The sequence below is a fragment of the Streptomyces sp. NPDC104761 genome, assembly GCF_055583445.1.
The window spans coordinates 165,401-178,473 of record NZ_JBVJNZ010000009.1; the positions used below are offsets into that span (position 1 = coordinate 165,401).

Genomic DNA, 13,073 nt, shown 5'->3' on the forward strand with positions numbered 1-13,073 from the left:
TGCCGCCTGGCACGATGGCGTCATGGGGATGGCGGAACTGCAGTCGATCCACGTTCACCCGGTCAAGTCGCTCCGGGGCTTCTCGCCCCGGGAGGCCGTCGTGGAGCCCTGGGGGCTGGCCGGTGACCGACGCTGGGTTCTGGTCGACGACGGGGGAAAGGTCGTCACCCAGCGGGTGGAGCCGCGCCTCGCGCTCGCCGCTGCCGAGCCGTTGCCCGGCGGCGGCGTACGCCTGTCCGCGCCCGGACTCCCGCCCCTGACCGTGCCGGTCCCGGAGCCGGGAGGCACGGTGCCGGTGGACATCTTCGGCACGCAGGTGGAGGCGGTCCTCGCGACGGAGGCCGCCCACGCGTGGTGCGGCGCGTACCTGGAGGCAGACGTCCGCCTCGCCCACATGGACGACCCCGCGAGCCGCCGCCCGATCGACCCGGACCACGCGCTGCCGGGCGAGACCGTCAGCTTCGCCGACGGCTATCCCCTGCTGCTCACCACGCAGGCCTCGCTGGACGCCCTCAACTCCCTGATCGCGCGGGGCGAGTACCCCGACGAGGGCCCGCTGCCCATGAACCGGTTCCGGCCGAACGTGGTCGTGCGGTCCACCCAGGCCTGGGCGGAGGACGACTGGAACCGGATCGCCATCGGCGAGGTCGAGTTCCGGGTCGCCAAGATGTGCGGACGGTGCGTCGTGACCACCACCGACCAGCTCACCGCCGAACGCGGCCGGGAGCCGCTGCGGACCCTGGCGCGGCACCGCCGGTTCGGCAGCCGGCTGGTCTTCGGCCAGAACCTGGTACCGCGCTCCCCCGGCACGATCCGGGTGGGGGACCCGGTCCGGGTCCTCGGCTGAGAATCCGGCCCCCGGGCGGCGTCGCCGACCGCGCCTCGGGCGATCTCCGCCGCTCTCCGGGAACCCGGGCCCGATGCCCGGTCGTTGAGGGTCATGAGAAGTTCATGAGAGTCCCTGCCGGGGGTGATTTCGCTCTCTCTTCGGCCTGGGGCGCGGGTGAACGGACCGGGCGGGGGTTATCACGGAGCGAGCGGGAAGGGGGTGGTGGTCGGTGCGAGCGATCCGCGGCCTGTGGCGCTGGCGGCACAATCCGCTGCGCCGCGCGACCGACCTGGCCGAGGCGTGGGTGGCCCTGGCGGCACTGGTGCTGATCGTGGTGGCCGCGCCGGTGCTCGGCTCGTTCGTCGGAGCCGCCGCCCAGTCCAGCCTCCAGCGGTCGGTCCGGCAGCAGCAGCACGACCGGCATCTCGTCCCGGCCACGGTGGTGCGCAAGCTGGGCGGTGCCCCGGTGGAACCCGACCCCGACGCCACCAGCGCCCACGACCCCCGCAGCCGCGTCCTCGCCGACTGGACCGCACCGGACGGCACCCGGCAGCACGGCCCGGTCCTGACGACCCTCACATCCCCGCACAAGGGCGACCACTTCGACGTCTGGACCGACCAGCAGGGGGTCATCACCGCCCGCCCGCTGGACGCCGCGACGGCGACGACGCACGCCGTGCTGGCCGGGTTCGGCGCGGCCCTGCTGACCGCGGGGCTGGTCGACGGCGCCAGACGGATGATCGTCTGGCGTATGGTCCGTCGCAGGTACGCACGGTGGGACCAGGCCTGGGACCGGGCGGGCCCGGACTGGGGAAAGGCCGGGACGGGCAGCTGACGGCCTTTCCGTCTCTGGTCAACCCACCACCCCGGCGCACGCTACGGTGGACCGGCCGAAGGGCATTCGGCATCGACCCGCGCGCGAGCGGACCGCAGGGGCCGGGCACCGTCCGCGGTGCCGCCCGCAAGGCGAGCGAGCGATCTGTACGACGAGGTGGGGGCACGGCAACGCCATGGCACAGGGCACGGTCCAGGTGACGCACACCGGTACATCGAGGTGGCGGCGCCGCACGGGTGAGTACGCGTCGCTCGCCGCCGCCCTGGAGGCCGCCGCCGACGGCGACGTCCTCACGGTCGCGCCCGGCACCTACCGGGAGAACCTCGTCGTCCAGCGCGCGGTGACACTGCGCGGGCCCGAGGGTTCACCCGGCTCGGTGCGCATCGCCCCCGTGGACGGGGTCCCGCTCACCGTGCGCGCCTCGGCGGTCGTCCAGGACCTGCATGTCGAGGGTCAGGACGCCGCCGCGCCCGCGCTGCTGGTCGAGGAGGGCACCCCCGAGCTGCTGGACGTGCGGATCGTCACCCGGTCCGCTGCCGGGATCGAGGTGCGCGGCGGCGCCCGGCCGACGGTACGGCGGTGCACCGTGGACAACCCGGCGGGCATCGGCATCGCCGTGCTCGACGGCGGCGGCGGGGTGTTCGAGGAGTGCGAGGTCGTGGCGGCGGGCCAGGCAGGCGTGGCGGTCCGCGGCGGCGGCCGTCCGCGGCTCGACCGCTGCCGGGTGCACCACGCCTCGGGCACCGGCATGACGGCGACCGGGGAGAACTCCGCGCTGGAGGCGGTGGGTTGCGAGATCTACGAGGTGCGCGGCTCCGGTGTGCAGGTCACCGCGCGGGCGACGGCGCACCTCACCGACTGCGATGTGCACCGCACCACCGCCGACGGGGTCACCCTCGACACCGACGCGGTGCTCACCCTCGCCGACTGCCGTATCCACGACATCCCGGAGAACGCGGTCGACCTGCGCTCGCGGTCGGTGCTGACGCTGACCCGGACGACGGTGCGTCAGTTCGGGCGCAACGGGCTGTCGGTGTGGGACCCGGGCACCCGCGTGGACGCGAACCAGTGCGAGATCTTCGACAGCACGGGCGACTATCCGGCGGTGTGGGTCAGTGACGGCGCCACCGTGGTCCTGGACTCGTGCCGGGTGCACGACGTGCCGGACGCCCTGTTCGTGCTGGACCGCGGCTCCCGCGCGGACGTCGTCGACAGCGACCTCTCCCAGGTGCGCAACACGGCGGTGTCGGTGAGCGACGGCGCCACCGCGCAGCTCGACGACTGCCGGATCCGCGACGCGGCCACCGGCGCCTGGTTCCGCGACCACGGCAGCGGCGGCACCCTCAACAACTGCACGGTGGACGCCACCCAGACCGGAGTGATCGTCACCAAGGGCGCCGACCCCACCATCGAGCGCTGCACGGTCGACTCCCCGGCCGAGGCGGGCTTCTACGTGTCGGCGGGCGGCCGCGGCACCTTCCAGAACTGCCGGGTCACCGGCAGCGGCGGCTACGGCTTCCACGTGATCGACGGCTGCCGTACGACGCTGCGCAGGTGCCGCACGGAGCGGTGCGCGCGCGGGGGCTACGAGTTCGCGGACGGCGGTCCGGACGCGGGGTCGGGCACCGGCCCGGTGGTGGAGGACTGCAGCAGCGACGAGAGCGGCAGCCTGCGCCCGCCCGCGGCGCGCGAGACGGTCGTGCAGACCTCGCACCAGGCGCCCGGCCTGCTGGGCGCGATCCCCGGCCAGCGCAGCACCGAGCAGGAACCGCTCCTCGCCCCCGCCACGCCCCAGGAGCCGGCCCGGACCTCGAAGGCCGTGCTCGGTGAGCTCGACGCGCTGGTGGGCCTGGACAGCGTCAAGCGCGAGGTCCGTGCGCTGACCGACATGATCGAGGTCGGCCGGCGCCGCCAGCAGGCCGGGCTGAAGGCCGCCTCGGTCAAGCGCCACCTGGTGTTCACGGGCTCCCCCGGAACCGGCAAGACGACGGTCGCCCGGCTCTACGGCGAGATCCTCGCCTCCCTCGGAGTGCTGGAGAAGGGGCATCTGGTCGAGGTGTCCCGCGTCGACCTGGTCGGCGAGCACATCGGTTCCACGGCGATCCGCACCCAGGAGGCGTTCCAGCGGGCGCACGGCGGGGTGCTGTTCATCGACGAGGCGTACGCGCTGTCGCCGCAGGACGCGGGGCGGGACTTCGGCAAGGAGGCCATCGACACGCTGGTGAAGCTGATGGAGGACCACCGGGACGCCGTGGTGGTGATCGTCGCGGGCTACACCGAGGAGATGGAGCGCTTCCTTTCGGTCAACCCCGGTGTGGCGTCGCGTTTCTCCCGGACCATCACCTTCAGCGACTACGGCCCGGACGAGCTGCTGCGGATCGTGGAGCAGCAGGCCGACGAGCACGAGTACCGGCTGGCTCCGGGTGCCTCGGAGGCGCTGCTGAAGTACTTCACCGTGCTTCCGAAGGGACCCGCGTTCGGCAACGGCCGTACCGCCCGGCAGACCTTCGAGGCGATGGTGGAGCGGCACGCGAGCCGGGTCGCCCAGCTCGCCGACCCGACCACCGACGACCTCACCCTGCTGTACCCGGAGGACCTCCCCGAACTCGGCTGATCAGCCGCCCCGCCGCGGTGTGGGCGCCCGCAGCCGGGCGACCAGGCGGCACCCGTACCAGAAGCGGGGCTGCCGAGGGAGGTGTGGCCGGGCTCGGGATCATTCGCCAGGGTCCGGGTGGACTCGTAGGCGTGCCGGTCGGCGAGAGGAAACCGAGCCAGGTGTGCCGGCGGGCGCAGGCCGTGACGCCCGCGCACTGCCAGGCGGCGAGGTCCAGGGCGACCTCGCAGGCGGCGGCGACCAGCAGCACGGTCAGGGTGAGTCCGGCGAGCCGGACCACCAGGCCGTAGAAACGCTCGGTGCGCGGGTCTCAGGATCGCCGATTCCGGTGTGACGCACACCACTCGCCACGGATTATCCCCGTTGTGCGTGACGCCCAGGGCAACACGTGGCGTCCACGGGACATGGGTGCGCGGGCACAGGGAGTGGCGCAACCTGTGCGGTCCCGTGAAAGGATGGGGCGCCCGTGCACCGGAGCCGGACGGAATGTCCTGGTCGCAGCCGGTACGCGGGGCGTGTCGGACGGCTTGAGGCGAGAGGACCGGAGCGTACGTGAGTGAGAACCAGAACCTCCTCGCGGAGCAGCGCCGCGCCCTGATCCTGGACGAGGTCCGGCGCCGGGGCGGCGTACGCGTCAACGAACTGACCCGCAAGCTCGGCGTGTCGGACATGACGGTACGCCGGGACCTGGACGCGCTGGCCCGGCAGGGTGTGCTGGAGAAGGTGCACGGCGGTGCGGTGCCGGTGGTCGAGGCGAGCACGCACGAGCCGGGCTTCGAGGCCAAGTCGGGGCTGGAGCTGACCGCCAAGGAGGACATCGCCCGGGCCGCCGCCGAACTGGTCGTGCCGGGTACGGCGATCGCCCTGTCCGGCGGTACGACGACGTATGCGCTGGCGCATCACCTCCTGGAGGTCCCCGACCTGACCGTGGTGACGAACTCGGTGCGGGTCGCGGACGTCTTCCACGCGGCCCAGCGCGTCGCCGGGCAGCGCCAGGGCGCGGCGACGGTGGTCCTGACCGGCGGGGTGCGCACCCCGTCCGACTCCCTCGTGGGCCCGGTGGCCGACCAGGCGATCGCGGCGCTCCACTTCGACCTGCTCTTCCTCGGCGTGCACGGCATATCGACCGAGGCCGGCCTCTCCACACCGAACCTCGCGGAGGCGGAGACCAACCGCCGCCTGGTGCAGTCGGCCCGGCGGGTCGTGGTGGTCGCCGACCACACCAAGTGGGGCACGGTGGGCCTGAGTTCGTTCGCCAAGCTGGAGCAGGTCGACACGCTGGTCACGGACGCGGGGCTGCCCCCCGACGCGCGTGCGGAGATCTCGGAGCATCTGCGCCGGCTGGTGGTGGCGGGTGAGGCGGAGGCCTGACGGCGCCGGCGGTGCAGACATCTGACGGGTCGCCAGTTATCGTGGCGGAGCCGGTCGACCGCCTTTCCGGTCAAGGGGGTTCTCTTCCATGGCACGCCGTCTGCGCCCCGTGGGGCTCGACTTCGTCGAGACCGCGCCCGTACGCCTGGTCTTCGCACAGGAGATGTCCGCACCGCCCGAGCGGGTCTTCCACGCGCTCAACGACGACGTACCGGGCTGGGCGGAGTGGTTCGACGCGGTGACCCACGCCGAGTCCGTCGACGACGGCGCCGGGCGCGACATCCGGCTCAAGGGCGGCGGACGGTTCCGGGAGACGGTCATCGCGGCGAAGGAGGCCGAGGTGTACGCCTACCGGGTGGACCTGACCAACGCGCCCGGCGCGCACGCCATGGCGGAGGAGTGGCGGCTCGTCCCGTCCGGCGGCGGCACCCGCGTGCAGTGGACCTTCGCCGTGGACGGCACGGCACCGTTCCGTCTCGTGGTCAGGGCGGCACGTGCCGGGCTCGGCCGGGCCTTCCGGGGCGCGGTCGCCGAACTGGACCGGCGGCTGTCCCGGTAGTACCTCAGCCGGGCCAGATCCCCGTCTCCAGCAGCGAGTCGATCGCTGCCGCGTACGGCGCGATGTCCAGGCCCTGCTCGGCGAGCCAGGCGTCCGAGAAGTACTTGTCGAGGTACCGGTCCCCCGGGTCGCACAGCAGGGTCACCACGCTGCCCTGCCGCCCCTCGGCCACCATCTCGGCGACGATCTTCAGCGCACTCCACAGCCCGGTCCCGGTCGACCCGCCGGCCTTCCGCCCGATCGCGCGCTCCAGCGCCCGCACCGCGGCCACGCTCGCGGCGTCCGGCACCTTCATCATGCGGTCGACGGCCCCCGGTACGAAGCTCGGCTCCATCCGCGGCCGCCCGATGCCCTCGATGCGGGACCCGCAGTCGCACGTAACGTCCGGATCGCCGGTGGTCCAGCCCTCGAAGAAGCAGGAGTTGTCGGGGTCGGCGACACAGATCCGGGTGTCGCGCTGGGTGTAGTGGACATAGCGCGCGAGCGTCGCGGATGTGCCACCGGTCCCCGCCGTGGCGACGATCCAGGCCGGTTCCGGGAACCGCTCCAACTCCAGCTGGCGGAAGATGGATTCGGCGATGTTGTTGTTGCCGCGCCAGTCCGTGGCCCGTTCGGCGTAGGTGAACTGGTCCATGTAGTGGCCGCCGGTCTCCACCGCCAGGCGCGCGGACTCCTCGTACATCTTCCGGGAGTCGTCCACGAAGTGGCACTGCCCGCCGTGGAATTCGATGAGACGGCACTTCTCGGCGCTGGTGGTGCGCGGCATGACGGCGATGAAGGGCACGCCGATGAGCTTGGCGAAGTACGCCTCGGAGACGGCCGTCGAGCCGCTGGACGCCTCGATCACCGGGCGGTCGGGCCGGATCCAGCCGTTGCACAGGCCGTACAGGAAGAGCGAGCGGGCCAGCCGGTGTTTGAGACTTCCCGTCGGGTGCGTCGACTCGTCCTTGAGGTAGAGGTCGATGCCCCAGGCCTCGGGCAGCGGAAAGCGCAGCAGGTGTGTGTCCGCCGAGCGGTTCGCGTCCGCCTGGACCTTGCGGACGGCCTCTTTGAGCCAGTCGCGGTAGACGGCGTCACTGCGGTCGACGTCGAGGGTGGCGCCGGTCCGGATCTGCGGGGTGGTACTCACGGCGGGACTCCTTACGCTTCGCGCCGACGGCGCCCGAACGCGGCCGACGCACCGATCATAGACACCTTCCGCACGCTCCTCACCTGCATAAACGCATCTTTGAGCGCCTCAAAGGCACCCCTGGGGAACAGCGCCGGGCAGTGGCGCGAACCCTTCGGGGGCGCACGGCGTCGAATGCTCCGAGCGCCCCCCGCCCGGCGGCCCGCGCGCACTGGTGCTCCACGCCGGGGGCGGGCAGACTGCCACCGGGACGAACGTCCCGAACGGGGGCGCAGACTGGACCACGACACGAGCCGGAGCGCGCCGGGCCGGGGCCACAAGCTTCCGGACGGCGGCCGACGTACTCGAAAAGGGGCGGGGCAGGATGGCGGAGCCGGAGTTCACGGCGACGGGCGTGCGGATCGACAAGCGGCTGCGTTCGCTCACCCGGGCCGGGCAGGTCCGGATAAGGGACGGCAGGCTGCAGTTGCTCACGAGCTACGGCAGCGAGATCGACAGCGCGCCCGTCCAGGCGGTACGGGCCTCGAAGCCGTGGTTCGCGTCGGAGGACCGGGCCCTGGCCGACCTCAACGGCCAGCGCTACTCACTCACCCTGGGTGACCACGACCCGGCGCCGGGCGAGCCGGGACCACCGGCGGCGCGCCGCTTCATCGAGGCGGTACGGCGCGCCTCGGGGCGTGACCGCTGAACCGCACGGACCTGCGGGGCGTGACCGTCGGACCACGGCGAGTTGCGGGACCGAACGCACTGGGTCACGCTTGTCTCACGTCACTCTGGGTTTACCGGCGATAACGCTGCGAACCAGCCCGCCGGCCACGACAGCAGGCGGCCCCATGGACGGCGGCGCCCTGCTGGATCCGTTCTCCGTGTTCTTCCGGACCTCACGTCGGGGAGTCGCAGTCGTGATCAAACACCCAAGCAGACACTGCTCGGTGGAGCTCCAAGCCTTGCCCTCGCGGATCGGTCAGGTCCGCAGAATCGTATCTGCGCAGTTGCGCTACTGGCATCTCGACCCGTTGATCGACCGAGCCGCGCTCGGTGTGACGGAGTTGCTCACCAACGTCCACCGGCACGCCCGGACCGACAAGAACTGCACCGTGGAGATCGAGCTCCAGCTCGACCGCCTCACCGTGTCGGTCCGCGACCACGATCCGCGTCTTCCGGTGGTCGAGGACGGCCCGGAGACCGCGCCGATGGCCACCTGCGGGCGAGGGCTCGCGATGGTCGCCGCGGTCAGCGAGAGCTGGGGGGTGCGGCCGCACGACGACGGCAAGGTCGTGTGGTTCACCCTGCCGGCACCGACGGCCACGCCGATGGCGGCCGCTCGCCCGCAGCGCCGCGCCGCCGAACCGGCACCCCGCCGGATCGTCGAGCCCGAACCCGCGACCCCCGCCGCACCCGCCGCCGCGCCCGCATCGGCCGGCGCCCCGGCCCCCGCGCACGCCCACGCGGCCGCCGCGGTCCCCGGTGCCGCACACGCTCCCGCCCGCTCGGCTGTCGCCAGTTGAGCGGGCGGTGAGTCTCCTCGCCGAGTCTCACCCCGGCGCTACCGCTCCGTCATACCGCGCCGCCTTTGCCGACGCGACCGAACTGCTCCTCCAGGACGGACAGCCTGCGCCAGTACTCGTCCTCGTCGATCTCGCCGGAGGCGAAGCGGCGGCCGAGGACCGCGAGCGGCGAGTCGCCGGCCGGACGGCCGGCGTCCACCGGGCGCCAGGGTCCGCCGCGGCCACGCCACACGGTGCGGCGCAGGAACGTGACGCCGCCGATCACGACGGCCGCCCAGATCAGCGGGAGGAACAGGATCCACGGGCCGGGCCCGCCGTTCCAGTTCGCCAGGGTCTCCATGTCGGTCAACTCCCCAGGGTCTCGGTGTGATGTACCGAGACTGACCGCCGGCACGGGTCCGCGTCGTCGTGCGACCGACGGCACCGCACGTACCTCCTGGGGAGTACGCGGCGACACGGTCCCTGCTTCCCGCGCTTCCCGCAGGACTGGGATTCTGTAACTACTAGTATGTACAGTGACGGTATGAGCACGTCGGAGCGGTTGATCGAGTCCACCCGCGAGCTGCTGTGGGAGCGCGGCTACGTCGGCACGAGCCCCAAGGCGATCCTGGAGCGCGCGGGGGCCGGCCAGGGCAGCATGTACCACCACTTCAAGGGCAAGCCGGACCTGGCGCTGGCCGCGATCCGCCGGACCGCCCAGGAACTGCTGGCCACCGCCGAGGCCGTGCTCAACGGACCGGGCACGCCGTACGAGCGGATCGAGGCGTATCTGCGGCGCGAGCGCGACGTGCTGCGCGGCTGCCCGGTCGGCCGGCTGACCATGGACCCGGACGTCGTCGCGAGCGACGAACTGCGCGCGCCGGTCGACGAGACGCTCGACCGGATCCAGGAGCTGATCGCCGGGATCGTCGAAGAGGGCAGGGAACAGGGGCAGTTCGGGCCCCAGGTGGACGGCGAGGAGATCGCCGCGACCGTGCTCGCGACCGTGCAGGGCGGCTATGTGCTCGCCCGTGCGTCCGGTTCCCCCGCCGCGTTCGACGCCGGGGTGCGCGGACTGCTGTCCCTGCTGAGGAGTTGACGTACGTGCACATTCCCAGAGAGCGCCCGGACACCGCGCGGGCCACAGAGTGTGGATCGAGCCGGGCGAATGGCACTGGCACGGCGCCGGACCGCGCACCTTCATGACGCGTCTCGCGGTCGTGGAGGCCGCCGAGGACGGCACGACCACCGAGTGGCACGAGCACGTGACGGACTACCCGGACTGAGGAGGGACCAGCACCATGCATGCCATGCAGTACGAGTTCACCCTGCCCGCCGACTACGACATGGGCGTCATCCGCGCCCGCGTCGCGCGCGTCGGGCACCTGCTGGACGACTGGGACGGCCTCGGCGTCAAGACCTACCTCATGCGCGAGCAGGGCCGGCACGGCTCGCCGGTCAACCAGTACGGCCCGTTCTACCTCTGGAACACCGTGCGGGGCATGAACAGCTTCCTGTGGGGAGGCGCCTTCCAGGGGCCCGTCGACGACTTCGGCCGGCCGCGCGTTCGGCAGTGGACGGGCCTGGCCTTCGAGGAGGGCACCGCCGCCGGCTCCCCCGCCGCGTTCGCCGTGCGGCGGCGCCGACCGGTGCCGGAAGGTGTGGAGTTGGCCGCCTTCATGGCCGACGCCGCGGACGAGACAGGGCGGCTGGCGGCCGGGGACGGTGCCGTGCTGGCGGCGTCCGCCGTGGACACGGACGCCTGGGAGCTGGTCCACTTCTCGCTCTGGGAGCACGACACGCCGAAGGCCGAGGGCGACGTCTTCCAGGTACTGCATCTGTCGGAGCCGGGGCGCGGCGCACTGGCGCGCGGGCGGCAGTGGTGAGCGGTGTCCGCACGGTCCTCGGCGACATCCGGCCCGCCGACCTGGGCGTCTGCGACGCGCACGACCACCTGTTCCTCCGCAGCCCCCGGCTGCCCGGGCAGGAGCTGAACGACGCGAGCGCCGCACGGGCCGAACTGGCGGCGTTCCGGGCGGCGGGCGGGGCGGCCGTCGTGCAGTGGACGCCGTACGGGATGGGGCGGCGGGCCGCCGACCTTCCCCTGTTGTCCCGATCCACCGGCGTACACGTGCTCTGCGCGACGGGACTCCATCAGGCGGCGCACTACGCACCGGAGCTGCTCCGCGGACTGCGCGGACGGCTCGCCGAAGTGTTCGCCCGCGAACTGACCGAGGGCATCGGTACGTCCGGGGTGCGCGCCGGTCTGGTCAAGGTGGCGGGCGGCTTCCACCACCTCGACGCGCACGCCCGCTGGACGATGACCGCGGCGGCCGAGGCCCACCACGCGACGGGCGCGCCGGTTGCCGTCCACCTGGAGCTGGGCACCGGTGCGCTGGACGTACTCGACCTGCTCTGCGGGGAGTTGGACGTCCCCGCCGACCGGGTGGTCCTCGGACACCTCAACCGCTCCCCCGACCTCGTCGTCCAGCGGCAGGCCGCCGCCTCCGGCTGCTGGCTGGCCTTCGACGGGCCGTCCCGGGCCAACCACGCCACCGACTGGCGGATGCCAGAGTCCGTACGGGCCCTGGCCGAGGCCGGGTTCGGGGACCGTGTTCTGCTCGGCGGGGACACCGTGGTGAGGGAGGCGCGGTCGGTGGACGGCGGACCCGGGATGCCGTACCTGCTGCGGCGGGTACGGCTGCGGTTGGAGGCCGAGTTGGGTGCGGAGGTCGTCGACCGGATCCTCGTGGACAACCCCGCCCGGGCCTTCGCCGTCGACTGGCGCTGAGCGCTTCGCGGGAAGTGCCGCGACACGTCGTGTGCCGTCGGGGCGCTGCGAACCGCGGTGCGGGAGCGGGTCGCGGTGCTGCCGGCCGACCCCGCGCCGGAGCCGTTCCCGATCGGGCTGTGCGTGCGCCGGTCCGGCCTCGGGCGGCCGTCGGTGGCGGCGTCGTGGCGCCTGACGGCACAGAGGTGACCGGACCGCGGTGGTCCGCCTACCGAAGTGCGCCGAGCGGGTCGTCCAGTACCGGCTGCCAGGCCAGCTCGGCCGCTCCCACCAGGCTGTTGTGGCTCAGCGTGCACGGCAGGATGGGCACGCTGCCGCTCTGGCCCCACAGGCTGCGGTCGGCGACGACGGCGCGCAGCCGCTCCGGGTCGGCGTCCAGGAGGGTGCGGTGCAGGCCGCCGAGGATGATGCGGTCGGGGTTGAGGATGTTGACCAGGCCCGCCAGCCCGAGGCCGAGGCGGTCGATCAGGGCCTCGGTGGCCCTGCGGACGGTCGGGTCGGCGGAGTGGTCGCGGACCAGGTCCTCGGCCTGCCGCAGCAGCGACACCTCGGGGCCGGGATCGCGGCCCGCCTCGATCAGCAGCGCCAGGGGATCGGCCTCCACGTCCAGACAGCCCCGGCTGCCGCAGTGGCAGGGACGGCCCTCCGGGTTCACGGCGACGTGACCGACCTCCAGGGCCAGGCCCGAACTCCCGGTGTGCAGGCGGCCGTCCAGGACCAGCGCACCGCCGACGCCCCGGTGCCCGGTGGCCACGCAGAGTAGGTCCCGGGCGCCCCGGCCCGCGCCGTGCCGGTGCTCGGCGAGCGCGGCGAGGTTCACGTCGTTGCCCGCGAACGCCGGGCCGGTGATGCCGGCCGCGCGCACGCACTCCGCGAAGATCCGGCGTACCGGCGCCCCCACCGGCCAGGCCAGGTGGAGGGGGTTGAGGGCGAGGCCCTCCGGTTCGGCGACGGCGGACGGCACGGCGAGACCGGCGCCGACGCAGCGCAGGCCGGTGCTGCGCAGCAGGTCGGCGCCCGCCTCGACCACCGAGCCGAGCACCTTCGCCGGGTCGGCGTCGACGGTCTCGCAGCCGGGCGCGGTCGCGACGATCCGGCCGCCGAGGCCCACCAGCGCCGCCCGGAAGCCGTCGGCGTGGACCTGCGCGGCGAGAGCGACGGGGCCGTTCTCGGCGACCTCCAGGCGGTGCGAGGGACGGCCCTGCGAACCCGCGGCGGCGCCCGGGTGGGCGTCGACCCTGATCAGGCCGAGCGCCTCCAGTTCGGCGGCGACGGCGCCGGCCGTCGCCCGGGTGACGCCGAGTTCCGCGGTGAGCACCGCGCGGGTGGGGGCACGGCCGGTGTGCACGAGTTCCAGGGCGGGGCCGAGTGCGCCACGTCCTCGGTCCAACCGGGGTTTCGAGGTTCCGTTCCCCGTCGGGCCGGGGGCCGCCTTTCCGCTCATGAGAGGGAGTCTGC

Annotated in this window: 13 protein-coding genes and 2 pseudogenes; 11 read left to right on the forward strand and 4 right to left on the reverse strand. The window is 73.2% G+C overall.

Translation table 11 applies throughout. The features are described from left to right. Positions 1 to 22 precede the first annotated feature (22 nt). From ACZ63F_RS24765 to ACZ63F_RS24775, 3 genes are all read left to right on the forward strand, one after another. Complete coding sequence (locus tag ACZ63F_RS24765; protein WP_469713777.1) at positions 23 to 847, forward strand: MOSC domain-containing protein; 825 nt, start codon at positions 23 to 25, stop codon at positions 845 to 847. Positions 848 to 1,058: 211 nt separating this feature from the next. After that, positions 1,059 to 1,664, forward strand: coding sequence for an Rv1733c family protein (locus ACZ63F_RS24770; RefSeq protein WP_352362963.1), 606 nt, complete (start codon positions 1,059 to 1,061; stop codon positions 1,662 to 1,664). A gap of 175 nt (positions 1,665 to 1,839) precedes the next feature. Then, on the forward strand, positions 1,840 to 4,278 hold the full coding sequence (locus ACZ63F_RS24775) for a right-handed parallel beta-helix repeat-containing protein (protein WP_469713778.1): 2,439 nt from the start codon (positions 1,840 to 1,842) through the stop codon (positions 4,276 to 4,278). A 1-nt stretch (position 4,279) separates the two neighbouring features. Here ACZ63F_RS24775 and ACZ63F_RS24780 read toward each other — a convergent pair. After that, a pseudogene (locus ACZ63F_RS24780) lies at positions 4,280 to 4,582 on the reverse strand (hypothetical protein); the annotation flags it as partial. Between the two features lie 248 nt (positions 4,583 to 4,830). On the opposite strand from ACZ63F_RS24780, the gene ACZ63F_RS24785 reads away from it, so the two are divergent. Together ACZ63F_RS24785 and ACZ63F_RS24790 are read left to right on the forward strand one after the other, a co-directional pair. Beyond that, the gene (locus ACZ63F_RS24785; protein ID WP_469713780.1) at positions 4,831 to 5,649 is read left to right on the forward strand and encodes a DeoR/GlpR family DNA-binding transcription regulator; all 819 of its coding nucleotides are present in this window, start codon (positions 4,831 to 4,833) and stop codon (positions 5,647 to 5,649) included. An 88-nt stretch (positions 5,650 to 5,737) separates the two neighbouring features. Beyond that, positions 5,738 to 6,208, forward strand: coding sequence for an SRPBCC family protein (locus ACZ63F_RS24790; protein WP_352362969.1), 471 nt, complete (start codon positions 5,738 to 5,740; stop codon positions 6,206 to 6,208). Between the two features lie 4 nt (positions 6,209 to 6,212). On the opposite strand, the gene cds1 is transcribed toward ACZ63F_RS24790, so the two are convergent. Further along, positions 6,213 to 7,337, reverse strand: a complete 1,125-nt coding sequence (gene cds1 / locus ACZ63F_RS24795) for an L-cysteine desulfhydrase Cds1 (protein WP_469713781.1) — start codon at positions 7,335 to 7,337, stop codon at positions 6,213 to 6,215. A gap of 364 nt (positions 7,338 to 7,701) precedes the next feature. On the opposite strand from cds1, the gene ACZ63F_RS24800 reads away from it, so the two are divergent. After that, positions 7,702 to 8,025, forward strand: a complete 324-nt coding sequence (locus ACZ63F_RS24800) for a hypothetical protein (protein WP_352362973.1) — start codon at positions 7,702 to 7,704, stop codon at positions 8,023 to 8,025. Between the two features lie 214 nt (positions 8,026 to 8,239). Then, positions 8,240 to 8,845 carry an ATP-binding protein gene (locus tag ACZ63F_RS24805; RefSeq protein ID WP_469713783.1) on the forward strand — a complete coding sequence of 202 codons (606 nt, stop codon included), beginning with the start codon at positions 8,240 to 8,242 and terminating at the stop codon, positions 8,843 to 8,845. A 49-nt stretch (positions 8,846 to 8,894) separates the two neighbouring features. Here ACZ63F_RS24805 and ACZ63F_RS24810 read toward each other — a convergent pair whose 3' ends face one another. Continuing rightward, positions 8,895 to 9,185, reverse strand: coding sequence for an SHOCT domain-containing protein (locus ACZ63F_RS24810; protein ID WP_469713980.1), 291 nt, complete (start codon positions 9,183 to 9,185; stop codon positions 8,895 to 8,897). A gap of 183 nt (positions 9,186 to 9,368) precedes the next feature. Here ACZ63F_RS24810 and ACZ63F_RS24815 point away from each other — a divergent pair, with 183 nt between their 5' ends. The 4 genes and pseudogenes from ACZ63F_RS24815 (at position 9,369) to ACZ63F_RS24830 (ending at position 11,615) form a co-directional block, all read left to right on the forward strand. Then, on the forward strand, positions 9,369 to 9,923 hold the full coding sequence (locus tag ACZ63F_RS24815) for a TetR/AcrR family transcriptional regulator (RefSeq protein ID WP_469713784.1): 555 nt from the start codon (positions 9,369 to 9,371) through the stop codon (positions 9,921 to 9,923). A 34-nt stretch (positions 9,924 to 9,957) separates the two neighbouring features. Continuing rightward, positions 9,958 to 10,110 (forward strand): annotated as a pseudogene (locus tag ACZ63F_RS24820) (cupin domain-containing protein); the annotation flags it as partial. Between the two features lie 15 nt (positions 10,111 to 10,125). After that, positions 10,126 to 10,710, forward strand: a complete 585-nt coding sequence (locus tag ACZ63F_RS24825; RefSeq protein WP_469713786.1) for a DUF4865 family protein — start codon at positions 10,126 to 10,128, stop codon at positions 10,708 to 10,710. Further along, positions 10,707 to 11,615, forward strand: a complete 909-nt coding sequence (locus ACZ63F_RS24830) for a phosphotriesterase family protein (RefSeq protein WP_469713788.1) — start codon at positions 10,707 to 10,709, stop codon at positions 11,613 to 11,615. The genes ACZ63F_RS24825 and ACZ63F_RS24830 overlap by 4 nt, the downstream gene beginning before the upstream one ends. 208 nt (positions 11,616 to 11,823) lie before the next feature. On the opposite strand, the gene ACZ63F_RS24835 is transcribed toward ACZ63F_RS24830, so the two are convergent. Further along, positions 11,824 to 13,059, reverse strand: coding sequence for an ROK family protein (locus tag ACZ63F_RS24835; protein ID WP_469713789.1), 1,236 nt, complete (start codon positions 13,057 to 13,059; stop codon positions 11,824 to 11,826). Between the last annotated feature and the right edge of the window lie 14 nt (positions 13,060 to 13,073).